The sequence below is a fragment of the Streptomyces sp. CA-210063 genome (genome assembly GCF_024612015.1).
Classification (GTDB): domain Bacteria; phylum Actinomycetota; class Actinomycetes; order Streptomycetales; family Streptomycetaceae; genus Streptomyces.
In genome coordinates this window covers 6,316,181-6,341,360 of the sequence record NZ_CP102512.1, presented here as the reverse complement: position 1 = coordinate 6,341,360, position 25,180 = coordinate 6,316,181, and the positions used below count along the sequence as shown (strand labels likewise).

Here is a 25,180-nt window from a genome sequence, read left to right as displayed (position 1 = left end):
CGCCGGACGCACACGAAATGATGATTTCGCGCACATCTTGATGTATCGGACGGAAGTGTTCATAACGTGACACTCCGTACGAGGGACTCGGGAGGCGCGGCCGGGCACGCGGAAGGGCCCGACCCGGTCGTACGAGACCGGGTCGGGCCCTTGCGACGTGCGTGTGGCGCGGCGGCCGTCAGCCGCGACGGATCACAGCAGCCCGTCCCACATCTGCTCCAGCAGCACCGACCACCAGCTCTCCGGCGAGGCGAGCGCCGCCGGGTCGAGGCCGGCGAGCTGCGCCTGGAAGTCGACGGTCCAACGGCCCGCCTGCTCCTGGTTGAGGCCGAACCGCAGCCGCCACATACGGCCGAGGAGAGCGAGGCAGCGCGCGAACTCCGGCAGCCCGGTGTTCACGAACTGCGGCGGTACGGGCGCACCGCCCGGCCCCGCCTCCACCGGCACCGCCACGATGTTCGCCGTGCCGTACTGCACACACAGCGCCTTGCCGAAGTCGCTGCCCATCACCAGGTACGAGCCCGCGTCGGCCGCCGGCTGCACACCCCGCTCCTGCGCCAGCTCCGCCAACGTCGGCACCGGACGGCCCGGCTGGGCCTGCGCCCAGAAGAACGGGCCCATGTCCACCGGCAGTCCCGCCACGACCAGCGTGTGCGCCACGATCGGCGGAACGCCCTGCCGCGACACCGCCTGCTGGTCGAACCGGAACACCCCCGGCCCGAACGCCGCCGCCAGCTCCTGCCCGATCGCCTCCGGCGGGACCGGCGGAGCCGGCTGCACCGGCGGCAACGGCGCACGCACCGGCGCGAGCCGCGCCGGACCGTCCGCGACCTGGTGCAACTCGCCCTGGTGCGCGATGAGTTGGGCCATGCCCTGCTGCCGGCTCGCATGGTCCTTGCCGTACGGGGCGATGGACGTGATGCGCGCGTTCGGCCACTGCTCACGGATCATCCGCGCGCAGTACGCCCCCGGCAGCTCACACGACTCCAGCTCCGTGTGCAGCTCCAGCACGGCCTCCGGCGGGATGTTCAACCCGCGCAGCTCGTGGAAGATCTGCCACTCCGGGTGCGGCGTACCCGGCGCCGAACGCCGGATCACCTGCTGCTCGGAGCCGTCCGGCGCCCGGAACCGCAGCACGGCCTGGTAGCCGGGCCCGACGGTCGGCTGCCCGGCGGGCGGCTGCGGATAGCCGTACGCCGGCGGGGCCCCCATCGGCGGCCCCGGCTGACCGGGCATCGGCCCGGGCTGACCGGGCTGCCCCGGCATCCCCTGGGGAGCCCCCGGCGGCATCCCGGGCGGACCGGGCGGCTGCGGCGCACCGGGACCGCCGGGCCCGCCCACCGGCGGCCCGGCCAGCATCGTCTCGGCATGGTGTACGGGGCCGGGGGCACCCGGCGGCATCCCCGGATGACCCGGCTGCCCCGGAGCCCCGGGCGCGCCCGGGCCGCCCACCGCGGGCCCGGCCAGCATCGTCGCCGCGTGGTGCACGCCGCCTGCGGGTGTACCGCCGGGCGGGTTGGGCGCGCCGGGAGCGCCGGGGGCACCAGGACCGCCCGGCTGACCGGGGGCCCCGGGGACACCGGGCTGACCCGGAGGACCAGGGACGCCAGGACCACCCGGCTGACCCGGAGCACCGGGCGGCCCCGGCGGGAGCGGCGCGCCCGGGCCGCCGATCGCGGGCCCTGCGAGCATCGTCGCCGCGTGGTGCATGCCGCCCGGGGGCGTACTCCCGGGCGGATTCGGCGCGCCGGGACCGCCCGGCTGACCGGGAGCCCCAGGGGAACCGGGAGCTCCGGGCCGACCCGGAGCGCCGAGACCCTCCGGCCCGTCCGGGCCGAGGGAGGAGACCAGTTGGGTCGGCACGTACCCGCCCGCCGGAGTGCCCGGTGCACCGGGCCCGGACTGCGGCGGAGGCGTGGCGCCCGGGCGGGCGCCCGGCGTCCCCGGGGTTCCGGGCGGAGCCGGAGGCGGCGGCGCCCCAGGCCCGGCGCCCCGGCGCGGAGGCGGTGCCGCCTTGCTGGTGGCGGCGTCGGCGATGTCACCGGCATGGGGCGGCAGCGGACGCCCCGGCGGCGGCGTACCCGGACCCTGCGGACCACCGGGACCCTGCGGATAGCCGTACGACGGCCCACCCGGAGGCGGAGTCCCCGGACCACCGAGACCCTGCGGATCGCCATAGGACGGCGCGGGCGGCGGAGTCCCCGGACCACCAGCACCCTGCGGATACCCGTACGACGGCGCACCCGGAGGCGGAGTCCCCGGACCCGCCGACGGCGGCTGCTGATGCTGCTGTGGCTGCGAAAGGCCGCCCGGCGCACCCGAGCCCGGGCCGCCCACAGCCGGCGCCACCGTCGTACGCGGGAGCTGGCTGCCCCCGGAAATCAGCGCCGTCTTGGCCTCCGGCAGCGTACTCGGCGCCGGGGCGTCGTCCCGGTCGTTCACCTCGGACAACTGCGGCGCGAACACGGTCTCCGGCAGCGGCACCGAACGGTCGTCCTCGGCCTCGGCGTTGGTGTCCGTCCCGGCCCACGGAGTCGCCCCGGCGGGCACCCCCGGCACCGCGTCGCGCGGCTCGGCGTCCCTCGGCGGCACCGCGTCCCGCACCTCGTCGTCCGCCGGCGCGGCGGCCGGCCACGGCGTGGCGTCGGCCGGTGCCGCGGGCACCCCACGGCCGGCCGAAGGCGACTGCCCCACCGGCCCCGGCATCGTCTCGGGCATCGAACCGCCGCCCCCGGACACCCCGCCGGCGCCCGAGGAGCCGGAACCACCCGCATCAGCCGCAGCCGGACGAGACCCGGCACCGTCAGAGGCACCCGCACCCGCACCCGACCGGCGGTCCGGAATCCCCAGCTTGTCCGCCGCGTCCTGCAACCACTCCGGCGGAGTCAGCAGGAACGACGTCTGGTTCAGATCCACCCGGGCCGGAGGCGCGGGCGCGGCGGCCGGAGCCGCGTCCGTACGGCCGTACTCCTCCTCGAACCGGCGGATCACCTCACCCACCGGCAGCGACGGCCACAGCGTGGCCTCCCCGCTGTCCCGGGCGATGACCAGCCGCTGCGCGCCACCGTCGGACCGCGGACCGTCCGCCCGGTCCTCGGCCCACACCACGAACCCGAGGTCGAACTCCCGCACCCGCACCTCACGGTGCTGATAGCCCGGCAGATCCCCGTTGATCCACTCCTCTGCGCGCTCCTGCGCCTGAGCGAACGTCACCATCGAAAACTCACTCCCCCACCGAAGACACCGAGGCGCCCGCGGCGACCGGCACGGCCCGTGCGAAGCCACCGTCCACCATCAGGTTCGCCACCGTCTCCAGTTCCGGCGGATTGCCCGCCAGCCGGGACAGGAACGCGTCGAAGTCCTCACCGGCGGGGAGCAGCAACCGCTCCACCCGCTCGGCCGGCGGCCACGACGGATCGACATCACGGGCGTCGTCGTACGCGCAGAACCAGACCGACCCGATCCGGTCGCCCTTCACCTTCACCGCGAGAATCCCGCCCTGCGCGAACCCGACCGCCAGATAGTCCTTGGTGAGATGGTCCCGCAGACACTTGTTGACGTACACGAGGTCGTTGACCGCGGCCTCGTCCCGCACCGTGAAGAACGGCTGGTCCACCAGCAGCCCCAACTCCGCGTCGAGGGCCGCCCCCACGGGAGCACAGCCTCCCGCCGCCTTCAGGAACGACCGGTACGCGCCCGGCAGCCGGTACCCGAGGTCCTCCTCGACCCCCTGCACCTGCGTCTCCGTCACCGCCACCGCCGACGACTTCGGCAGCCCGAAGTGCGCCGGCCGGGTCTCCTGCAACGGCCGCGTGCCCCGCTTGTGCTGGTCCACGCGCGCCGTCGCTATGCCACCGTGATGCCGAAGCAGCGCCTTCACCTCGACCGGCACCAGCTCCAACCGCCGCCCGCCCGGCGCGTGATGCCACGTCCAGCCGTGCGGCGTCGCCACCGGCGGGATCGTGTCCCACAACTCGTGCCCCGTCGCCGCCAACGCCGCGTTCGCGGACACATAGTCCGTCAACCGCAGTTCATCGACCCCGAACCCCTCCGGAGGATCGGCGATCTCCGCCGCGGCACGGGCATAGGGCGAGAAGTCCGGATAGCCGTGCGCGTCAACACGGACACCCCTCGGATGACGCGCGGCCCGGACCGGGTCCGGAAACTGCACGACCTGCCCGGCGTAGGCCGCGTTCGGCGGCGCGGCTTGCTGCCCGAGCCGACCTGTCGTCATGGCGGTTGCCCCCCTGCGGCGTTCTGTGTGACCTGTTCTGGCTGGCTGCGAAAAGGCCCGCGTACGGCCCGTTCCGGTTCCCCCGATCCGCCCCGAACCCACCCTCGATCAGCCCGTGAACAGCCCTCGACCGATCCCTCGGTCTGCTCTCGGCCTGCTCTCGAACTGCCCTCGAACGCGGGACCCGTACGGATCGCGGTTGTCGACAGCCTATGCGGTACGGCGACACCGGTCACCGGGCCTCCGCTTCCGTGACCAGCCGTCACACCACCCTTACGCAACGCCGAAGCCCGGGCGTGTCGCACCGCCCCAGCTTCCGCACCGGCCACACCGTTTGGCACTCTGTGTCCGCTGGCGGGGGATGTAATAGGAGGGGATCACGATCATGAGCGCGACGCAGGCGGGACCTTCGGGTGACCCTCGCATCGGCTGGAGCACCGCGGAACAGCCACACGCTCCCGCCCTCCTCCACCGCCGCGACGGCATCCTGCCCACCGTGGCCGCCGCCCTCTCCGTACGCGGCGAGACCCTCACCGGCACCGCCGCCCGCGGCGACCAGGCCCCGCCCCTGCACCCCCTGGTCCAGGAGTTCCTCGACTCCCTCGCCACCGACCGGCGCGACCGCTTCACCGGCCGCTGCGCCGAGGCCATCCTCATCTCCCGGCACATCACCAGCGCCGACGCCGGCCGCAGCAAGCGCGCCGCCCGCAGACCCATGACCAACGGCGAGGCCCGCAAGATCCTCAAGCAGGCCAAACTCACCACCCGCCACATCCGCGAGGACGGCGACCCCCTCCACGGCGGCTTCGCCCCGCCCTGCCGCTCCTGCACGGCCCTCAGCGCCCACTTCGGCGTCCGCATCGTGGACCCGACCCAGGAGAACTGAGCGGGAACCCACTCCCCTGAAGATCGCGTCTGAAAACAGGAAACCGCCCCGGGAACGCCGGCCCACCTGGTACGCCAATGTCCCAGCGAGACTCCCGACCAGAGTGCGAACCACCGACGAACCCCCGACGAACAAAGGGCAGATGCACACCGACCGCACCTCCACGCGCTTCTCCGTACCCGTCGACGCCGCCCTGCGCGCCGCCGGATGGCAGCCAGGCCGCTGGGACATAAAGCAGGCGGAGATCTGGGCCGACACCCTGCGTGAGCACACCTCCCCCGCCGGCCACCGCCACGCGGTCTTCCCGGCGGCGGTCGAGGCCTGGGCCGAATTCGGCGGCCTCCACCTCACCGCCCAGGGCCCCGGCCGCCAGCTCGCCCCCGCCGACCTCCACCTCGACCCCCTGCACGGCCTCCACATGGCCCGCACCCTCGGCGACCTCGGCCGCGCCCTCGACACCGAGGTCTGCCCCCTCGGCCACGAAACCGCCACCCGAGCCCTCATCGCCATCGACACCGAAGGCCGCACCTACGCCCTCGACCACACCGGCGACTGGTACCTGGGCCCCAACATCGACACAGCCCTCACCACCCTCCTCGCAGGCCTCGACCCCACCCGCCTGACAGCAGGCTGATCGGGCTGGACAAGCCGTCCCAGCTGCGGGCAGTCGCGCCGCCGCACTTCCACATGGCCGTCCCCAACTGCGGGCAGTCGCGCCGCCGCACTTCCACATGGCCGTCCCCAACTGCGGGCAATCGTGCCGCTGGGGCGGCACGGGTGGGCGCAGCGGCACCCTGCACGCGCCGGCAAGCGAAACCCACCCCCGCCCAGCCGAAGCCGCCGGGTGCCCCAAAAACGAGGTCCGGCCCCGGCGCCGGGTCACCACCCAGGCAACCCCTACGCCGCCGGAATCACCGCAGACACCCGAAACCCCCCAGCCTCCGTGGGCCCGGACACAAAAACGCCCCCCAGCTCAGCCACCCGCTCCTTCATCCCGAGCAACCCGTTCCCCCCACTCGGCAACCGCGCGGCCCCCGCCGCCCCCGGCTCCGGCGGCGGCCCGTTCTCCACCTGCATCGCGATCTCCGCCGCCCGATGCGCCAACCGCACATGCGTCTTCGCCCCCGCCGCATGCTTGTGCACGTTCGTCAACGCCTCCTGCACCACCCGGTACGCCGTCTGCTCCACCTCCGCCGCATACACCCGCACCTCCCCCTCCACCGACAGCTCGACCACCATTCCCGCGGCCGCCGACTGCCCCACCAACACCTCGAGCTCAGCCAGACAAGGCCCCTCACCCAACTCGTCCTCGGCCCGCGACGCGGCGGCCGCGGCAGCAGCCCCCACCGCCGCCAGAGGCACCGGCACGGACACCGGCTCCACCCGCGCCATCGACGAGAACCCCTCCCCCGACCGCAACACCCCGAGCATCTCCCGCAACTCGGTCAACGCCTGCCGCCCCATGTCCCCCACGAGCGCCGCGTTCCTGACGGCCTTCTCCGGATCCTTCCGAGCCACCGCCTGCAACGCCGCCGCATGCACCACCATCAACGACACCCGATGCGCGACCACGTCATGCATCTCCCGGGCGATCCGCGTCCGCTCCTCCCCCCGAGCCCACTCCGCCCGCTCCTCCGCCCGCTCAGCGAGCAGCTGAAGCTCCCGTTCCAGGCTGTCGGCCCGCTCCCGCAAGCTCTCCATCAACCGCCGCCGCGCCCCGACATACAGCCCCAGCAGCACCGGCGGCGCGGTCAGCCCGATCGCCATCGTCAGCGCCAGGAACGGCGCGAACGCCTCCCCGCCCCCGACGGCCCCGTCCCCCCGCAGATCGCTCTGCGTGGCCTGCACGAACCACACGATGAACACACCGGCGAACGCCATCCCCGACAACGCCCCGATGATCCGCCGCGGCGCCTCCGACGCCGCGAGCGTGTACAGCCCGACGAGCCCCATCAGATACCCCATCTGAGCAGGCGCGACAGCGATGAAGACCAAGACGACGGCAACGGGCCACATCCGCCGCACCAGCAGCACGGACCCGGCTGTCGCCCCGAACACCACCCCCACGGCCTCCGGCAACGCGGCGTCCCGGGCGAACTCGACACCCTCCACCGCACACTCGACCGCCGACACCAACGCCAGCCCACCGTCGAACAACGCCCCACGCCACCGCTCCCACCACCACGGCCCGGCTCTCTCCCCCGCCCCGGCCCCGGTGTGGTGATCTTCCCCCGTCGTGGTCATACACCCAAGCCTACGTTCGAGCGCCCCCGCTTTTCCGGCGAGTTTCCCGTACTGACCTACACCCCACGGCCACGCCGACTTCGAGATTTCGCGGCTGCCTGGTCGGCTACGCACTCAGCAGCGCCGACCTATACCGTCGCGTGGAAGGCGCCTGGTGCGGCATAGTAGGAGGCGCCACTCGACGGCCTGACTAAATGTCCGGTTTGGTCGAAATTAATCCCCCGTGGTGTAATTGGCAGCACTGTGGCTTTTGGTGCCATCTGTCCGGGTTCGAGTCCTGGCGGGGGAGCTTCCACATGTTCGGGTCCTCACCCAAGTAAACGGGTCAGGACCCACTCACATTTCCCCCTCACAACGCCCCGGTATCCTGCGGATGTCCACACCCCACTTCATCCACAGCCGAAGGGCATCCCCGTGAGCGCAACCCGCCCGGCAGCCGTCGTCGTACTCGCAGCGGGTGAGGGCACCCGTATGAAGTCGGCCACACCCAAGGTTCTGCACGACATCTGCGGCAGATCGCTGGTCGGCCATGTACTCGCCGCCGCGCGCGAACTGGACCCGGAGAACCTGGTCGTGGTCGTCGGGCACGCCAGGGAGAAGGTCACCGCGCATCTCGCCGAGATCGACCCCGGCGTACGTACGGCGCTCCAGGCGGAGCAGAACGGCACCGGGCACGCGGTGCGGATGGGGCTGGAGGAGCTCGGCGGGGTCGTCGACGGGACCGTGGTCGTCGTCTGCGGTGACACCCCGCTGCTCACCGGCGAGACCCTCCGCCGGCTCTCCGCCACCCACTCCTTGGACGGCAACGCCGTCACCGTGCTGACCGCCGAGGTCCCGGACGCCACCGGCTACGGCCGTATCGTCCGCGACGGCGCCTCCGGTGCCGTGACGGCCATCGTGGAGCACAAGGACGCCACCGAGTCGCAGCGTGCGATCCGTGAGATCAACTCCGGGGTGTTCGCGTTCGACGGCCAGCTCCTCGCGGACGCGCTCGGCAAGGTCCGTACGGACAACAGCCAGGGCGAGGAGTATCTGACCGACGTCCTCGGGATCCTGCGGGAGGCCGGGCACCGCGTCGGGGCCTCCGTGGCCGGCGACCACCGGGAGATCGCCGGGATCAACAACCGTGTGCAGCTCTCCGAGGCCCGCCGCATCCTCAACGACCGGCTGCTCACCGACGCCATGCTCGCCGGTGTCTCGGTCATCGACCCGGCCACCACGTGGGTCGACGTCACGGTCACGTTCGAGCGGGACTCCGTGATCCACCCGGGCACCCAGCTCCTCGGCGCCACGCATCTCGCCGAGGGCGCGGAGGTGGGGCCGAACTCGCGGCTGAAGGACACGAAGGTCGGGGCGGGCGCGCGGGTCGACAACACGGTCGCGGACGGTGCCGAGGTGGGACCGCAGGCGACCGTGGGGCCGTACGCGTACCTGCGTCCGGGTACCCGTCTCGGACTGAAGTCCAAGATCGGAACGTACGTCGAGACGAAGAACGCGAACATCGGTGAGGGGACGAAGGTCCCGCATCTCTCCTACGTCGGTGACGCGACGATCGGTGAGTACACGAACATCGGTGCGGCGAGCGTGTTCGTGAACTACGACGGCGAGCACAAGCACCACACGACCGTCGGTTCACACTGCAAGACGGGTTCGGACAACATGTTTGTGGCGCCCGTCACGGTCGGGGACGGCGCGTACACCGCTGCCGGGTCCGTGATCACGAAGGATGTGCCGCCCGGTTCGCTGGCCGTGGCCCGTGGCCAGCAGCGGAATATCGAGGGTTGGGTGGCTCGTAAGCGCCCGGGGAGCGCGGCGGCGAAGGCGGCCGAGGTGGCTTCCCGGGAGGGGGAAAGCGAGAGCTGACCGGAAACGGGTGCGTCTGGGACGGCGTACCGTGATAAGTGCAGATCCGCACCGCAGCTGAGCGGCTGTCGCGTGCCCAGCTGAGACACCTGAGGAGACAGTGCTGTGACCGGGATCAAGACGACCGGCGAGAAGAAGTTGATGTTCTTCTCCGGCCGCGCCCACCCCGAGCTTGCCGAGAAGGTGGCCCAGCAGCTGGGTGTCGGGGTCGTCCCGACGAAGGCCTTCGACTTCGCCAACGGTGAGATCTACGTCCGTTACGAGGAGTCGGCGCGTGGCGCGGACTGCTTTGTGATCCAGAGCCACACGGCTCCGATCAATCAGTGGATCATGGAGCAGTTGATCATGATCGACGCGTTGAAGCGGGCGTCGGCCCGCTCGATCACGGTCATCGTGCCGTTCTACGGTTACGCGCGGCAGGACAAGAAGCACCGTGGTCGTGAACCGATTTCGGCGCGTCTGGTCGCGGATCTGATGAAGACGGCGGGTGCCGACCGCATTCTGACCGTGGATCTGCACACGGACCAGATCCAGGGTTTCTTCGATGGTCCGGTGGATCATCTGTTCGCGCTGCCGCTGCTCGCGGACTACGTGGGCCGGAAAGTGGACCGGGCCAAGCTCACGGTGGTGTCTCCGGACGCGGGTCGTGTGCGGGTGGCGGACCGTTGGTGCGACCGGTTGGGTGCGCCGCTGGCGATCGTGCACAAGCGGCGTGACAAGGACGTGGCGAACCAGGTGACCGTCCATGAGGTCGTGGGTGAGGTCAAGGGTCGGGTGTGTGTCCTGGTGGACGACATGATCGACACCGGTGGGACCATCTGTGCCGCGGCGGACGCGCTGTTCGCGCATGGTGCGGAGGATGTCATCGTGACGGCGACGCACGGTGTGCTGTCGGGTCCGGCGGCGGACCGGCTGAAGAACTCGAAGGTGAGTGAGTTCGTGTTCACGGACTCGCTGCCGACGCCGGGTGAGCTGGAGCTGGACAAGATCACGGTGCTGTCGATCGCGCCGACGATCGCGAGCGCGGTGCGTGAGGTGTTCGAGGACGGTTCGGTGACGAGCCTGTTCGACGAGCAGTAGAGATCGTGCGATAGGCATCGTGCGGTAGGCATCCCGCGGTAGAGATCGTTTTGGGTACGGCCTCCCCCTCCGAGTAGACTGCTCCAGTTGCTCGGCGAGGGAGGCCGTACTCCGTTTCACGGACCGTACGGCGATCCGTTATCGACGCGCTCTTCGTAGCAGGCCGTTCGTGGCCGGGTGACCACGTCCCTTCCTGTTCTACGAGGAGTGATCATGTCTGAGGTAAAGCTCGTCGCGTCGACGCGTACCGAGTTCGGCAAGGGTGCCGCCCGTCGTATCCGTCGTGACGCCAAGGTTCCCGGTGTTCTGTACGGTCACGGTTCCGACCCGCTGCACCTGACCCTGCCGGGTCACGAGCTGCTGCTGGCGCTGCGTACGCCGAACGTCCTGATCTCGCTGGACATCGACGGCAAGACCAACGAGCTGGCGATCCCGAAGTCCGTGCAGCGTGACCCGATCAAGGGTTTCCTGGAGCACGTCGACCTGCAGCTGGTGCAGCGGGGCGAGAAGGTCAACGTCGAGATCTTCGTGCACACCGAGGGTGAGCTGGCCCCGGGTGGCAACCTGCTGGAGCACGTCCTCAACGCGCTGCCGGTCGAGGCCGAGGCCACCCACATCCCCGAGTCGGTCACGGTCTCCGTCGAGGGTCTGACGGCCGGTGACTCCGTCCTCGCCAAGGACATCCCGCTGCCGTCGGGCACCAAGCTGGGCGTCGACGGGGAGACCGTCGTCCTCCAGGTGCTGGCCGCCCAGGCGGAGGAGCCGTCGGAGGAGTCCGCCGAGGGCGAAGCGTCCGCCGAGGCCTGATCCTCAGCTCTGTCATCGGTTCGTCAGCCGCTGTTCCCTTCAGGGAGCAGCGGCTGGCGCGTATCAAGGAGACATGCACGTGACGACCGATCCGAGTGTGCCCTGGCTGATCGCCGGCCTGGGGAATCCCGGGCCCGAGTACGCGGCGAACCGGCACAACGTGGGGTTCATGGTGGCCGATCTGCTGGCGGAGCGGATCGGGGGGAGGTTCAAGCGGGCGGGGAAGGCGCAGGCGCAGGTCGTGGAGGGGCGGATCGGTCCGCCGGGGCCGGGGAACCGTCGGGTGATTCTCGCGAAGCCGATGTCGTACATGAACCTGTCGGGTGGTCCGGTGACCGCGTTGCGGGACTTCTACAAGGTGCCGGTGGCGAACATCGTCGCGATCCATGACGAGCTGGACATCGACTTCGGGACGCTGCGGCTGAAGCTGGGCGGTGGTGACAACGGTCACAACGGGTTGAAGTCGATGACGAAGGCGATGGGGCCGGACTACCACCGGGTGCGGTTCGGGATCGGTCGTCCGCCGGGCCGTATGCAGGTCGCGGACTTCGTGCTGAAGGACTTCTCCTCCGCCGAACGCAAGGAGTTGGACTACTTCGTGGACCGGGCGGCGGACGCGGTGGAGTGTCTGGTGATCGACGGGTTGGAGCGGGCGCAGGGGACGTACAACTCCTGAAGCAGGCCGTAGGTCACCGAGCCGTACGACTCCTGAATCGATCCGGACAAGTCAGGATTCGGCCGTCCGCCGTGCTGGCCTGCGGGAGTTGACCGACCGCACTGTCATGGCCAATGATCCCCGCCATGCCCGACACCAAAGCCCCCGCTCCCCGCTCGCGGCGCCGTCCGCGCCCGGGCGGCGGTGGCGCGTCGGTCGCGCTGCGGTACGCGCGGCTGGGGGCGATGGGTGTCGTGACAGTGGTGATCCTGATCGCCGGGGTGTGGGGTTCCTGGGGCTGCGCCCAGCACGTGATGCTGAGCAAGGGGCGCGAGCAGGGGACGATGACGGTGTCCCGCTGCGGCGGCGAGATCTGCTGGGGACCGTACGAGCCGGTGTCGACCGGCTCGCTGGCCCGGAAGCGGGTCGACATCGAGCGGACGGTGGCGGTGGAGACGGGTGAGACGTACACCGTCGTCGTGAAGCCGGGCAGCAGCGATGTCGTACGGACGGGTCCGGCGGGCCTGTTGCACGCCTGGGTGCCGTTGGGTGGAGCGCTGTTGCTGGCGGCGGTGGTCGTGGCGGGTGGGCTGCGGATGGTGCGGTCGGCGTGGGCGCTGGGCGGGCTGGGCGTCGCGCTGATCACGGCGGCCTGGGTGGCGCTCTGAGGCGGGTTCGCGGCTGACGACCCGGTGGGGGCTGGTCGCGCAGTTCCCCGCGCCCCTGAAAAGCAGGGGGCTGCGCCCGCTGCTTTTCAGGGGCGCAGGGCCTGGTCTTTCAGGGGCGCGGGGAACTGCGCGAGAAGCCCCACCGGCCGTCAGCCGCGAACGAACCCTCCGAAGTCAGCCCGTGTTGCGCAGCCCCGCCGCGACCCCGTTGACCGTGAGCAGCAACGCCCGCGCGAGCAAGGGATCAGCCGCCTCCCCCGCCGCAGCGGTGTCGCGCTGGCGCTTGAGCAGGGCGACCTGGAGGTAGGAGATCGGGTCGAGGTAGGCGTCGCGGATGGAGAAGGTCTGCTGGAGGACGGGGTTGGCGTCCAGCAGCTTGTCCTCGCCGGTGATCCGCAGGACCTCGCGGACGGTCAGCTCGTGTTCGGCCTGGATGGTGGCGAAGACGTGCTTGAGGTCGTCGGGGACGAGGGTGTCGACGTAGTGCTGGGCGATCCGCAGGTCCGTCTTGGCGAGGGTCATCTCGACGTTGGAGAGGAAGTTGCGGAAGAAGTGCCACTGTTCGTGCATCTCGTCGAGCACGGTGTCGAGGCCCGCGTCGCGCAGGGCCTTCAGGCCGGAGCCGACGCCGAACCAGCCGGGCACGATCTGCCGTGACTGGGTCCAGCCGAAGACCCAGGGGATGGCGCGCAGGCCGTCGAGCCCGGCGCCGCTGTCGGGCCTCCGCGAAGGCCTCGACCCAAGGTGCAGGTCGGCGAGCTGGTCGACGGGCGTGGAGGCGAAGAAGTACGACGGGAGGTCGGGGTCCTCGACGAGTCGGCGATAGGCGGACTCCGCCGCGTCGCTGACCAGGTCCATGGCCGCGTCCCAGCGGGCGAGGGCGTCCTCGGACTGGCGCGGGGCGGTGTGCAGGGCGGAGGCCTGGAGGGTGGCGGCGACCGTCAGTTCCAGGTTCTCCCTGGCCAGGGACGGGACGAGGTACTTGTCGGAGATGACCTCGCCCTGCTCGGTCACCTTGATCTCGCCCTCCAGGGTGCCCCAGGGCTGCGCGAGGATCGCGTCGTGCGAGGGGCCGCCGCCACGGCCGACGGTGCCGCCGCGGCCGTGGAAGAGCCGCAGCCGTACGCCGTACCGGTGGGCGACGTCGCGCAGGCGGCGCTGGGCGCGGTGGATCTCCCACTGCGAGGTCGTGATGCCGCCGAACTTCGAGGAGTCGGAGTAGCCGAGCATGACCTCCTGGACGTCACCGCGCAGGGCGACGAGCCGCCGGTAGGAGGGGTCGGCGAGCATCTCTTCGAGGATCGTGTCGGCGGCCTTGAGTTCGTCGGTCGTCTCCAGCAGCGGGACGATGCCGATCTTGGCCCAGCCGGCGTGCAGGTCGATGAGGCCTGCCTCGCGGGCCAGAACCGTGGCGGCGAAGACGTCGTCGGCGCCCTGGCACATCGAGATGATGTACGACTCGATGACCTCGGGGCCGAAGACGGCGAGCGCCTTCTTCACGGTCTCGAACACGCCGAGGGTCTTGGCGCCGGCGGCGTCCAGCGGCGCGGGCGTGGGAGCCAGCGGCCTTCTCGACCTGAGTTCGCGGGCGAGGAGCTTGTGGCGGTACTCGCGGGGCATGTCCTCGTACCGCCAGGACTCCTCGCCGAGACGGTCGAAGAGCTGGCCGAGGGCGTGGTGGTGGGCGTCGGCGTGTTCGCGGACGTCCATCGTGGCGAGCTGGAGGCCGAAGGCGGAGAGCGTCCGGATCGTGCGGTTCATGCGGCCGTCGGCGAAGAGGCCGCCGCGGTGCTCGCGCAGGGAGGTCTGGATCAGCGTCAGGTCGCCGATCAGCTCGGACGTGCCCAGGTAGTCCCGGCCGGGCTCGTGCGGGATGCCCTTGGCCAGGCGCTCCTTGGTGTTCTCCAGCTTCTGCCGGATGCAGGTGGCCTTGAGGCGGTAGGGCTCCTCGGCGTTGAGACGCTTGTAGCGGGGGCTGATCTCGGGCAACGCCTCCAGGTCGGCCTGGAGCGAGGTCAGCAGCTCCTCCGTCGCACCCGTGTAGCGGATGGAGTTGGAGAGGAAGCCGCGCAGCTCGTCGATGAGGTCGAGGGCGTCGTTGATGCCGTGCTCGTGCTGGAGGATGAGGACGTCCCAGGTCACCTGGGGGGTGACGTTGGGGTTGCCGTCGCGGTCGCCGCCGATCCAGGTGCCGAAGGTGAGGGGGCGGGTGGCGTCGGGGAGCACCACGCCCACGCGCTCCAGCTCGGCCGTCAGGTCCTCCAGGACGTCGCCGACGGCGCCCGCGTGCAGCTCGTCCAGGTAGTAGATGGCGTTGCGGGCCTCGTCGGCGGGCTCCGGGCGCACGACGCGGAGCTCGTCCGTCTGCCAGACGAGGTCGATGTTCTCGGCCAGCCGGGTGTCGCAGCGGCGGCGGTCGGACTCGATGACGGGGGTTTCCAGAAGCGCGGCGATGCGCCGGAGCTTGTTGAGTACCGACCGGCGTGCGGCCTCGGTGGGGTGGGCGGTGAAGACGGGGCGGACGTTGAGGTTCGCGACCGTCTCGCGCAGGTGCTCGGGGTCGGCGTCCTTCAGGCGATCGGCGGTACGGGCGAGAAGACCGCCCTCGGCGGCACGCCGTGCCCTCAGCTCGCGGCCGCGGTGCACCTGTTCGGTGACGTTGGCCAGGTGGAAGTAGGTGGAGAAGGCGCGGACCAGCTTGGCGGCGGTCTCCAGTTCGGTGCCGCGCAGCAGGTCGGCGGCGGCTTCGCCGTCCTCGCGGGTCAGGCGGCGGACGCGCTCGACCAGCTCCAGGAGTTCGGGGCCCTCCTGTCGTACAAGGGTCTCGCCCAGTAGATCGCCCAGGCGCCGGATGTCGGCGCGCAGCTCGCTGCTGACCGTCGTGGTCTGGTCGTCGGCACTGCTCACAGGTGCGGCTCCTTGCAGTGTTGAAGCTTCTCTGGAGGGGAACCCGGACAGGCACCCGGCGGCTGGGCGCCTGTACGGGCTTGGCATCCGGGCAGGATTCAGAGCGGACCGCGCTGTCCGACCGACTCCAGGATAGGTGGCCACTTGGACGCGTCTGGCGACAGGTGCCATGTCTGCGGCACTGAGTGCCACATACCCGCCGATGTGGACTGCTCCACCTGGACCCGCAGGTCGGTGGTCTCTTGCCGCCCGGCACCGCGCTGCCATACTTACGATGCCGTAGGTTACGGAACCGTAGGGAAAGCTGACAGGTAGCTCCCTCACGCTGTTGCCACAGGCACCTCCCCCCTTCTCCACCCTCGACCCCACAAGGGGACGCCCCATGAGCACAAGGTCCGATGTGATCGAAGAAGCCTCGAACGCGACCGATTCCCCAGCCTCCGGCGCGACCGACTCCCCCACTCCGTCCGCGACGCTGGGCGGCGAGCAGAAGCGATCGATCGAACAGCTCACGCTGCTCCTCTTCATCACCGTCCCGTTCCTCGCGCTGCTCGCGGCGGTGCCGCTGGCCTGGGGATGGGGCGTGAGCTGGCTGGACATCAGCCTGCTGGTGTTCTTCTACTACCTGGGCTGCCACGGCATCACGATCGGCTTCCACCGGCATTTCACGCATGGTTCGTTCAAGGCCAAGCGTCCGCTGAAGATCGCGCTGGCGATCGCCGGCTCGATGGCCGTCGAGGGCCCGTTGGTCCGCTGGGTGGCCGACCACCGTAAACACCACAAGTTCTCCGACGCCGAGGGCGACCCGCACTCGCCGTGGCGTTTCGGTGAGACGGTCCCCGCGCTGATGAAGGGCCTGTGGTGGGCCCACATCGGCTGGATGTTCGACGAGGAGCAGACCCCGCAGGACAAGTACGCCCCGGACCTGATCAAGGACCCGGCGCTGCGGACGATCTCCCGTCAGTTCATCTACTGGACGATGCTCTCCCTCGCCCTTCCTCCCCTGATCGGCGGTCTGGTGACGATGTCCTGGTGGGGCGCGTTCACGGCGTTCTTCTGGGGCTCGCTCGTCCGGGTGGCGCTGCTGCACCACGTGACCTGGTCGATCAACTCGATCTGCCACGCGGTCGGCAGGCGCCCCTTCAAGTCCCGCGACCGCTCGGGCAACGTGTGGTGGCTGGCGGTCCTGTCCTGCGGCGAGTCGTGGCACAACCTCCACCACGCCGACCCCACCTCCGCCCGGCACGGTGTGGAGCGCGGCCAGCTGGATTCCTCCGCGCGGCTCATCCGCTGGTTCGAAGTGTTCGGCTGGGCGTACGACGTCCGCTGGCCGTCACGCTCGCGTATCGATTCCAGGCGCATCACGGGTGAGGACGGCTCCCGGCAGCGGAAGGCGCCCGTCGAGGCGGCATGATTGACGCCGTGGCGACCGACTCCAGCAGCACCCCGAGCAACGACAAGCCGCGGCGTACGCGCCGCACCCGGATGACGGGCGCCGAGCGCCGAGCGCAGCTGCTGGAGGTCGGCCGCGCCCTCTTCGCCGCCAAGGGCTTCGAGGCCACGTCGGTGGAGGAGATCGCGGCGAAGGCCGGGGTCTCCAAGCCGGTGGTGTACGAGCACTTCGGCGGCAAGGAGGGCCTGTACGCGGTGGTGGTGGACCGTGAGATGAGCCGTCTGCTGGACATGGTGACCAGCTCCCTGACGGCAGGGCACCCCCGCGAGCTGCTCGAACAGGCCGCCTTCGCACTCCTCGACTTCATCGAGGAGTACACGGACGGCTTCCGCATCCTGGTCCGCGACTCGCCCATCCCGCAGTCGACGGGGTCCTTCGCGTCCCTGATCTCCGACATCGCCACGCAGGTCGAGGACATCCTCGGCCGAGAGTTCAAGAGCCGCGGTTTCGACCCGAAGCTCGCCCCGCTGTACGCCCAGGCCCTCGTCGGCATGGTCGCCCTGACGGGCCAGTGGTGGCTGGACGTCCGCCGCCCGAAGAAGGCGGAGGTCGCGGCGCACCTGGTCAATCTGGCGTGGCACGGCCTTGACGGGCTCAACCAGAAGCCGCGGCTGATTGGACACCGGAAGAGTTAGTGGGGGGGGCGCGGTTGTCGGTCGGGTGCGGGTGAGTGGGGGCTGATCGCGCCCACGCGGCGGTAGCCGCAGATCCAACACAGCCCCGCGCCCCCAAGAACCCCGGGCGCCCCACCCATGCCGTCAAGGGGCGCGGGGAACTGCGCGAGCAACCACGACGCACCCGCAGCCCCGTACGCACCCGAACCCCTACGGCGAACCGGGCCCTTCAGCCGGCCTCTTCCACATCCTTCGCGCTGAGCGCCAGCTCGTTGTTCACGGTGAAGTACGGCCTCACCCGGGTCCGCCCCCGCTCAAGGTGCTCGAACACCCGCGCCGGCACCAGATCCGTCTTCCGCCGCTCCACGACATCCCCACCGATCCGCCCCACCGGAACGTCTCCCAGCCGCAGATCCCACAGATCGTGCTCGACACTCCGCCGAGCCATGATCTCGCCGTACGGAACGGTGAACCGGACCCCCCGGTCCCCCACAGCCCACGCGGCCACGGAGAAGTCGTACGCGGTATCGGCCCGGGAGACGACCCGGACCGTGGCCCCCTCCCCCACCGGACCGGCGGCGCCGTACACCGTCGCGCTGACGGTCACCGACGCCTCCCCCACCTCGACCGTGTCGATCTCGGCATGCGCCGGCCGTAGCCACGTCCGCAGGGCGAGGAACCCGTCGGCGGTCGCGTACGGAATCCACGCCCCGACCCCCCGCTGATCGACGCTCGGTGCCCGCCCGACCAGCGCGGCCTGCTCCACGAGCCGCACGGCCGGCCGTACTCGCTTGTTCGTGCCGCGCGGCGCGACGTAGCAGTCCCAGCGGCCTTCGGCGAGGGTGTGCTCGGCCCGGCGCAGGGTCGCCTGAGCCACGGTGTTCGGGGCGTCGGCGCTCGGCAGTACCGGCACGCGGATCTGCCGTTTGGCGGGGTCGCGGCGGAGTCGGGCGATGAGGTCGAGGGGCCCGGCGGGCAGCTCGGCGGGGTCGAGGAGGACGGTCATGCCGCCGTCGGTGGTCGCGCGGGCGTGCAGGGTGGGTGTGGGAGCGCTCCCTTGAGGTGCGGCGACGGCCTTCTGGGAGCGCGGGCGGAGGGTGCGGGCGGCGAGTTGTCTCAGCCGGGCCGCGCCGTCCCATCTGCGGCGCCGGGACTGGGACAGCTCCTCGAAGAGGGCCTCGTAGCGGCGGGCGATGGTGGCGGGCGCGTACGCCTCGGCCCTGTCGAGGGCTCCCTTGCCGAGCCGTTCGCGCAGGGTCTCGTCGGTGACGAGCCGCTTCAGCGCGTCGGCGTAGGCGTCGACGTCGCCGTCGAGGGGGACGAGCAGGCCGTCCTCGCCGTGGGTGATGATCTCGCCGGGCCCGTGCGGGCAGTCCGTGGCGACGACCGGGACCCCGCAGTGCATGGCCTCGACGATGGTCATGCCGAAGGACTCCATGTCGGAGGAGACGGCGGCGACGGCGCCCTTGGCCCACTCGGTCTCGATGGGGGAGACCGCTCCCATGAGGAACACCCGGTCGTGCAGTCCGAGCCGGTCGATCTGCTCCCGCAGGTTCTCCTTCTGCGGGCCGCGTCCGTAGATCCGCAGGGTCCAGCCGGGATGTTCGGCGGCGACCTTGGCGAAGGCGTTCACGAGTCGGTCGTACCGCTTGATGGGGATGAGGCGGCCGGCGGCGACGATGACCTGGGAGTCCAGGGACGACCGTACGACGGCGGGGGCCTGGACCCCGTTGGGGACGCAGACGATGGTCGTGGTGACGTCGGGCAGGGCGGCGCGGTACTGGGCGGCGTCGGCCTCGGAGACGGTGACGTAGGCGTCGAGTCCGGCGATGGCCTCGTTCTGGTGGGTGCGCAGCGGTTCCCGGTACTGGTCGAGGCTCAGGTGTTCCTGGCCGACGCGCAGATAGCGGCGGCGTCCGTCGCGGGCGAGATAGCCGTTGAGGTCCGGGCGGGTGGCGATGACGACGTCGGCCTCGGTGCGGGCGAGGAAGCCGCCGATGCGTTCGTCCTGAAGGGCGGTGTAGGGCAGGTTTCCGGTGGCCCCGCTGTACGGGAACATCGTGCCGGGCAGCTTGGTGAGTGGGTGGTCGCCCTCGTGGCCGGGGCTTTCCTCCCGCAGGTCGATCAGCGAGGTCAGGCGTACGCGCGGGTCGAACGGCAGGGCCGGTTCGTCGCGGGAGATGTGGACGCTGACGACCTCGACGTCGTGCCGGTCGGCGAACGCGGCGGACAGGTTGGCCGTCGAGCGGATGGTGCCGCCGATCCCGAAGGCGTTGTTGATCAGAAAGACGATCTTCACGTGTGTTTCCCCCTGGAGCCCGCCCGGCGCGGGCGGCATCGCGTCCGCGGCTCCTGGCGGTCCGGTCGGGACGCCGGGGCTGTGCGCGGGCACGGCGATTTACATCGTCGGTGAATAGGAATTAATGGACGCAGCACGAATCGACCGACCGGGAGAGACATGTTCGAATGCGCACGGGAACGCATCGGAAAAGAAATCCCGGTCGGCGACGGAAAGAATAGTGACGTGCGTCACGAAACGACGCAGGAACGCGCCGAGCAACTCAGCAGAAGCTCACTGGCCCGAATCCCCCCTGGTCAAGGCAGCCTCCCCCGCTACCCCTGCATGAACATCCAAGACAACAGAAAGTGAAGTGAGGATATAGTCATCACAAACCGAAGCCAAAGAACATTATCAGCCAGACCTGAGCCGGAGATACCGGACTCGGAATATCCCGCTCCACTTCGAGTTACGGACTTTCGAGCGGAGCGGGCCGCAGCGGGGTCGTTTCCAGAACCTCCGCCGCCATTCGCCCGGCCGGGCCCGCCGTCTGTTCCGCGATGCGCCGGAAGGTGTCCTGGGCCTGCCGCGCGGGCCATTCCGCCGGCAGATGCCGGCCGGGCAGCCGGGGGTCGGTGCGAATGATGCGCAGCCATTCGGCGACCAGCCGCAGCCGGGTGGCGATCGGGTCGGCGGCGGCGAGGTCGGCGGTGGTCCACCGCTTGTCGAAGGCGACGTATCGCGCGGCCAGGGTCTCCAGGTCCCAGCTCTCGCGGATCATCAGCCCGACGTCGGTGAACTCGTCGGCCCGCGCGTGGAACACCTTCACATGCGCGTCCAGCCCGAGCCCGGAGACGATCTCCCGTACGTCCACCCGTCCCGGCGCGATCCACAGCCCGCTGTACAGGGCGCCGAACCCGGACCAGGTGAGCCGGGAGCGCAGATCATGCCGCTGGCGCTGCCAGGACTCGGGGAGGGAGAAGCCGAGGAGGGTCCAGGTGCCGTCCCAGTCCTCGTTGACCGCGCCGTCGCGCCAGATGCGCTGACCGCCGTCCCGCAGGACGTCCGCCGCGTGCGGGGTGAGCCCGAAGAACATCTTCCGGCCCTCCCGCTGCCGCCGCAGCAGCCCCCGGTTCACCATCCGCGTCAGCGTCGACCGCACGGCCTGCTCACCCGTGCCGACCCGTCCGAGCACATCGATGATGCTCCCCGAGTACACCCCGAGGTCGCCCTCCCCCCGGTCCAGCACGTGGTTCCCGAAGAAGGAGAGCACAAGCGACTGCGGCCGCGGCTGCGGCGCGTCCACGACCTCGGCGTCCAGCGTTTCCAAGGGGTCCAGGATCTCGTCCTCCACAGCGGTAAGAGTACGGCGACCGCCCACACGTGGTCAGGGATCGGGGCCGGTGCGGTCCGGGGTACGGAATCGGAGCGCCGGGCTCCGACCGCGCCCCGAGAGGGGCGCGGGGAACTGCGCGAGAAGCCCCACGCGGCCGCAGCCGAACGACGCCCCGCAGCCCCCCGACCACCACCCCGAGCGGGGCTCGGCCCACCGACCTAGGAGGCCACCTCCTCCTTCGCGGCCCCCTCCCGGAGGGACACCTCGCCGAGCGACTCCCGGTGCGTCTCCCGTACGAACCACACGGTCACCGCGGTGATCACCGCGCCTCCGCACACCAGCAGCGAGATCGGCGTACTGGACCCGCCGTTGGCCGCCACCAGACTCCCGGCGATCATCGGCGAGAACCCGGCACCGATCAGCGTGGCCAGTTGGTACCCGAGGGACGCCCCGGTGTAGCGGACCTTCGTCCCGAACATCTCGGTGAGCAGCGCCCCCAGCGGCCCGTACATCACGGACTGCGCGAAGCCGTGGCCCAGGACGACCGCGAGGATCAGCAGTCCGGGTGACTTCGAGTCCACCAGCGCGAGCACGGGGAAGGCGAGCGCGGCGGAGGCGATGGCTCCGGCGAGGACGACCGGGCGGCGGCCGACGCGGTCGGAGAGCGCCGACGCGCACGGCAGTACGACGAGCGCGACGGACGCCGAGACGGTGAGCGCGGTCAGCACCTGCGGCCGGGGATAGCCGATACCGGTGGCGTACGAGATGAGGTAGCTGGTCAGCAGGGACTGCGCGGTGAAGGCGCCGATGCCGACACAGGCGGCGAGCACCAGCGCGCGCGGTCGGCGCAGTACGTCGACGATCGGCATCCGGGCCTCGGCGCGGTCCTTCTTGACCTTGGTGAAGAGCGGGCTCTCGACGACCTTCAGCCGGACGAAGAGGCCGACGCCGAGCAGGACGACGCTGAGCAGGAACGGCACGCGCCAGCCCCACGCCGCGAACTGGTCCCGGGGCATCGCCACCACGAGCGTCACGACGACCGAGGAGAGCAGGGAGCCGAGCGGTGCTCCCATCTGCGTGAAGCTGGACCACAGCCCACGCCGCTTCTCCCCGGCGTGTTCGACGACCATCAGGGTGGCGCCGCCCCATTCACCGCCGATGGCGATGCCCTGCAGCACCCGCAGGGTGATCAGCAGCACGGGCGCCCATACGCCGATGGTCTCGTAGGTGGGCAGCAGGCCGATCAGGAAGCTCGCGCCACCCATCAGGCCCATGGTCAGCAGCAGCATGGACTTACGGCCGAGCCGGTCGCCGAAGTGCCCGAAGATGATGCCGCCGAGCGGGCGGGCCACATAGCCGGCGGCGAAGGTGCCGAACGCGGCGATCGTGCCGACGGCCGGGTCGGCGCCGGGGAAGAACAGCTGGCCGAAGACGAGCGCGGCGACCGTTCCGTAGACGAGGAAGTCGTAGAACTCGACGGCCGTACCGAGCAGCCCGGAGAGCGCGACACGACGCAACTGCCTTGTCCGCAGCGCCTGTTCGGCCTGCTCGGCGGGGTTGGGGAGGGGGGACGGGGACATGCGGGTCTCCCTGGAGCTAAGGGGGAACGAGGGAGGAACACCGCGAAGGTAGGCGCGCATCTGCCCGCCGTCAATATTTTGCACAACATCGACATCGCCGACCGGCCCTCCGCGATGCCCCCCGCACACCGCGCGCGGGCGGCTTCGCGCTCTCCGTCATGCCGAGGACGCCGAAGCAGTACGCCTTCAGCCGGCCCTTGACTCCGATGGAGTGGTGATCACCGGCCGGCCTGCGGCTTGTGGGCGATGGCGAAGATGCGGCGGAACGGGTACGGCGTGCCGTGGGGGGTAGAGGGATAGGCCTCGCGCAGGGCCGTGCGGTAGTCGGTGAGGAACGGGGCGGCGTCCGGGCCCAGTTCGGTGAGGACCGGTCGCAGTCCCGTTCCCTTGACCCAGTCGAGGACCGGGTCCTCGCCCTGGAGGAGGTGGACGTACGTGGTCTCCCAGGCGTCGGCCTCGCAGCCGAGGTCGGCGAGGGCGGTGAGGTAGCCGACGGGGGTGTGGACCGCGTCGTCGTGACGGAGGGTGTCGCCGAGCCGGTCCCGCCAGCGGGCGGAGTGGGCGAGTTCGCGCATGAGGCGGTGGCTGGGCGAGTCGAAGTTGCCGGGGACCTGGAAGGCGAAGGTGCCGCCGGGGGTGAGGGCGTCGATCCAGGCGGGGAAGCGGTCGAGGTGGCCGGGGACCCACTGGAAGGTGGCGTTGCTGACGATCAGGTCGTACGGCTCCGGGGGCACCCAGGTGCGGACGTCCGCCGCGGCGAAGTCGATGCGGCCGCCGCCCGGGGTGGGCCCCTCGTGGTCGACGTGGGCCTTGTCGAGCATCTCCGGCGAGTTGTCGTACCCGGTGATGCGCGCGGTGGGCCAGCGGTCGGCGAGGAGGCGGGTGACGTTGCCGGGGCCGCAGCCGAGGTCGGCGATGCGCGGGGCTTTCGCGGGCGGTTCGGGGATGTGGGCGAGCAGGTCGACGAAGGCGCGGGCACGGTGGCCGGCGTGCCGCAGGTACTGCTGGGGGTCCCAGGTGGGGGTGGTGGCGGGCATGGGGGACTACCTCCTCGTGACTCCTCCGGGCTCCGATACCTGCCGGGCGTCACCCGTCGGCTCCGGACGACTCCACTGTCGCGGGGCGAATATCTCGAAGTCAAGAGACTTGGCCCTAACTTTCTCGATCTCAAGAGACTTCATGTCGACACAACCACTACACTGATCGTCATGGAGGACGAGGTCGATCGGCTGGTCGCAGCGTGGCGCCGGGAGCGCCCCGACCTCGACGTGGAGCCGCTGGAAGTACTCAGCCGGGTGAGCAGGCTGGCCCGGCACCTGGATCGCGCGCGCCGGCTGGCGTTCGCCGAGCACCAGCTGGAGCCGTGGGAGTTCGACGTGCTGACCGCGCTCAGGCGCGCCGGAAACCCGTATCAGCTCTCCCCCGGTCAGCTGCTCACGCAGACGCTGGTGACCTCCGGCACGATGACGAACCGTATCGACCGGCTGACGAAGAAAGGCCTGGTCGAACGGCTGCCCGACCCCAGTGACCGCCGGGGCGTCCTCGTCCGGCTGACGGACGAGGGCCGGGACCGCGCGGACCAGGCGCTCGCCGGACTCCTCGACCAGGAACGCGCGATCCTGGCCGAGCTGTCCCACGCCCAGCGGAGCGAACTGGCCGGCCTGCTACGCCAGTTGACCGCCCCGTTCGACAACATCCCCGGCTGAGGGCCTGCCCGGGCGGACCCTGCCGGTGATCAGGCGCTGCTACTTTCCTCCGGCATGATCCGCCCGGCAGGCCCCAGATCGACCGGCCCGACACCCGCCCGGCGCGCGAGCGCGACCGCGGCGAGGGTGGAGTGCACGCCCAGCTTGCCGAGGACGTTCTGCATATGCGTGCGGACGGTGTGCGGGGAGAGGAACAGGCGCTCGGCGACGGCCTTGCGCCCCAGCCCCGCCACCATGCACCGAAGTACTTCCCGCTCACGTGGGGTGAGGGACTCGACGAGCCGCTCACTCTCCGTGCGGTGCTTGCGCGCGGCGGTCAACTCCCGCAGGACGCCGGTGAGAAGCGCGGGCGGCAGATGGGTCTCGTCGCGCAGCACACCGCGAATGACCGTGAGCAGCCGGGACAGCGAGCAGTCCTTGGCGACCCACCCGGACGCCCCGGCCTGCAGGGCGAGCGCGGCCCGGCGCGGATCGTCCTTCTCGGCGAGGACGACGGTCCGTACGCTCGGCTGTCCCGAACGCACGCCCGCGACCAGCGATATGCCGTCCACGAGCCCGTCCTCGCCGCCGTCGGACACGGGTACGGCGGCCGGACGCACGCCTGGGACATGGGCATGGCCCCCCAGGTCGGCGTCGACCAGAAGCACGTCGAACTTGCGCCCTTCCGCCGCCGCGCGGTCCAGACAGCGCAGCGCGGCGGGACCGCTGCCGGCCGCGGACACGTCCACGTCCGGCTCCGCGGCAAGGGCCGCGGCGAGCGACTCGGCGAAGATACGGTGGTCGTCGACGACCAGGACTCGGATGCGAACCACTGAAACCCCCACTGGTCGGGGGACGACCGGCGCGAGTACGGCGCCCGGAGCGCTCCC

The 25,180-nt window shown here is 70.8% G+C and carries 19 protein-coding genes and 1 tRNA gene; 11 read left to right on the top strand and 9 right to left on the bottom strand.

The annotated features are described in order from the left end of the window. Positions 1-192: 192 nt before the first annotated feature. On the bottom strand, positions 193-3,216 hold the full coding sequence (locus JIX56_RS27825) for an SUKH-4 family immunity protein (RefSeq protein ID WP_257544559.1): 3,024 nt from the start codon (positions 3,214-3,216) through the stop codon (positions 193-195). Between the two features lie 7 nt (positions 3,217-3,223). Then, positions 3,224-4,234: an SMI1/KNR4 family protein gene (locus tag JIX56_RS27820; RefSeq protein ID WP_257544558.1), complete on the bottom strand. Its 1,011-nt coding sequence runs from the start codon at positions 4,232-4,234 to the stop codon at positions 3,224-3,226. A gap of 385 nt (positions 4,235-4,619) precedes the next feature. On the opposite strand from JIX56_RS27820, the gene JIX56_RS27815 reads away from it, so the two are divergent. Next, the gene (locus JIX56_RS27815; RefSeq protein ID WP_257544557.1) at positions 4,620-5,120 is read left to right on the top strand and encodes a YwqJ-related putative deaminase; all 501 of its coding nucleotides are present in this window, start codon (positions 4,620-4,622) and stop codon (positions 5,118-5,120) included. Positions 5,121-5,262: 142 nt separating this feature from the next. Beyond that, positions 5,263-5,754 (top strand): SUKH-3 domain-containing protein, encoded by a 492-nt coding sequence (locus tag JIX56_RS27810; RefSeq protein WP_257544556.1) that lies wholly within the window; start codon positions 5,263-5,265, stop codon positions 5,752-5,754. 263 nt (positions 5,755-6,017) lie between these two features. On the opposite strand, the gene JIX56_RS27805 is transcribed toward JIX56_RS27810, so the two are convergent. Beyond that, positions 6,018-7,364: a sensor histidine kinase gene (locus tag JIX56_RS27805; RefSeq protein ID WP_257544555.1), complete on the bottom strand. Its 1,347-nt coding sequence runs from the start codon at positions 7,362-7,364 to the stop codon at positions 6,018-6,020. Positions 7,365-7,581: 217 nt separating this feature from the next. Here JIX56_RS27805 and JIX56_RS27800 point away from each other — a divergent pair. The 6 genes from JIX56_RS27800 (at position 7,582) to JIX56_RS27775 (ending at position 12,437) form a co-directional block, all read left to right on the top strand. Next, positions 7,582-7,653, top strand: a tRNA-Gln gene (locus tag JIX56_RS27800). A gap of 125 nt (positions 7,654-7,778) precedes the next feature. Further along, a complete protein-coding gene (gene glmU, locus JIX56_RS27795) occupies positions 7,779-9,227 on the top strand; it encodes a bifunctional UDP-N-acetylglucosamine diphosphorylase/glucosamine-1-phosphate N-acetyltransferase GlmU (RefSeq protein ID WP_257544554.1) in 1,449 nt (482 codons plus the stop codon). A gap of 105 nt (positions 9,228-9,332) precedes the next feature. After that, positions 9,333-10,307 carry a ribose-phosphate diphosphokinase gene (locus JIX56_RS27790; RefSeq protein WP_257544553.1) on the top strand — a complete coding sequence of 325 codons (975 nt, stop codon included), beginning with the start codon at positions 9,333-9,335 and terminating at the stop codon, positions 10,305-10,307. Positions 10,308-10,520: 213 nt separating this feature from the next. Next, positions 10,521-11,114: a 50S ribosomal protein L25/general stress protein Ctc gene (locus tag JIX56_RS27785; RefSeq protein ID WP_257544552.1), complete on the top strand. Its 594-nt coding sequence runs from the start codon at positions 10,521-10,523 to the stop codon at positions 11,112-11,114. A gap of 73 nt (positions 11,115-11,187) precedes the next feature. Beyond that, positions 11,188-11,790 (top strand): aminoacyl-tRNA hydrolase, encoded by a 603-nt coding sequence (pth, locus tag JIX56_RS27780; RefSeq protein ID WP_257544551.1) that lies wholly within the window; start codon positions 11,188-11,190, stop codon positions 11,788-11,790. A gap of 125 nt (positions 11,791-11,915) precedes the next feature. Next, positions 11,916-12,437: a hypothetical protein gene (locus JIX56_RS27775; protein ID WP_443031892.1), complete on the top strand. Its 522-nt coding sequence runs from the start codon at positions 11,916-11,918 to the stop codon at positions 12,435-12,437. A 174-nt stretch (positions 12,438-12,611) separates the two neighbouring features. Here the strand turns inward: JIX56_RS27775 and ppc are convergent, their stop codons facing one another. Further along, on the bottom strand, positions 12,612-15,344 hold the full coding sequence (gene ppc / locus JIX56_RS27770) for a phosphoenolpyruvate carboxylase (protein WP_257544549.1): 2,733 nt from the start codon (positions 15,342-15,344) through the stop codon (positions 12,612-12,614). A gap of 382 nt (positions 15,345-15,726) precedes the next feature. On the opposite strand from ppc, the gene JIX56_RS27765 reads away from it, so the two are divergent. Next, positions 15,727-16,758, top strand: a complete 1,032-nt coding sequence (locus JIX56_RS27765; RefSeq protein WP_257544548.1) for an acyl-CoA desaturase — start codon at positions 15,727-15,729, stop codon at positions 16,756-16,758. Beyond that, entirely contained in the window at positions 16,755-17,432 is a 678-nt protein-coding gene (locus tag JIX56_RS27760; RefSeq protein ID WP_257544547.1) for a TetR/AcrR family transcriptional regulator, read from the top strand. The genes JIX56_RS27765 and JIX56_RS27760 overlap by 4 nt, the downstream gene beginning before the upstream one ends. A gap of 208 nt (positions 17,433-17,640) precedes the next feature. Here JIX56_RS27760 and JIX56_RS27755 read toward each other — a convergent pair whose 3' ends face one another. The 4 genes from JIX56_RS27755 to JIX56_RS27740 form a co-directional block, all read right to left on the bottom strand. Next, positions 17,641-19,710 (bottom strand): glycosyltransferase family 4 protein, encoded by a 2,070-nt coding sequence (locus JIX56_RS27755; RefSeq protein WP_257544546.1) that lies wholly within the window; start codon positions 19,708-19,710, stop codon positions 17,641-17,643. Positions 19,711-20,158: 448 nt separating this feature from the next. Then, positions 20,159-21,043 (bottom strand): PaaX family transcriptional regulator, encoded by an 885-nt coding sequence (locus JIX56_RS27750; RefSeq protein WP_257544545.1) that lies wholly within the window; start codon positions 21,041-21,043, stop codon positions 20,159-20,161. A gap of 200 nt (positions 21,044-21,243) precedes the next feature. Further along, the gene (locus tag JIX56_RS27745) at positions 21,244-22,605 is read right to left on the bottom strand and encodes an MFS transporter (protein WP_257544543.1); all 1,362 of its coding nucleotides are present in this window, start codon (positions 22,603-22,605) and stop codon (positions 21,244-21,246) included. 218 nt (positions 22,606-22,823) lie between these two features. Next, complete coding sequence (locus JIX56_RS27740) at positions 22,824-23,642, bottom strand: trans-aconitate 2-methyltransferase (protein WP_257544541.1); 819 nt, start codon at positions 23,640-23,642, stop codon at positions 22,824-22,826. 171 nt (positions 23,643-23,813) lie between these two features. Between JIX56_RS27740 and JIX56_RS27735 the strand changes: the two genes are divergently transcribed. Continuing rightward, the gene (locus tag JIX56_RS27735; protein WP_257544539.1) at positions 23,814-24,311 is read left to right on the top strand and encodes a MarR family winged helix-turn-helix transcriptional regulator; all 498 of its coding nucleotides are present in this window, start codon (positions 23,814-23,816) and stop codon (positions 24,309-24,311) included. A gap of 29 nt (positions 24,312-24,340) precedes the next feature. Here the strand turns inward: JIX56_RS27735 and JIX56_RS27730 are convergent, their stop codons facing one another. Further along, positions 24,341-25,123 carry a LuxR C-terminal-related transcriptional regulator gene (locus tag JIX56_RS27730; protein WP_257544537.1) on the bottom strand — a complete coding sequence of 261 codons (783 nt, stop codon included), beginning with the start codon at positions 25,121-25,123 and terminating at the stop codon, positions 24,341-24,343. Between the last annotated feature and the right edge of the window lie 57 nt (positions 25,124-25,180).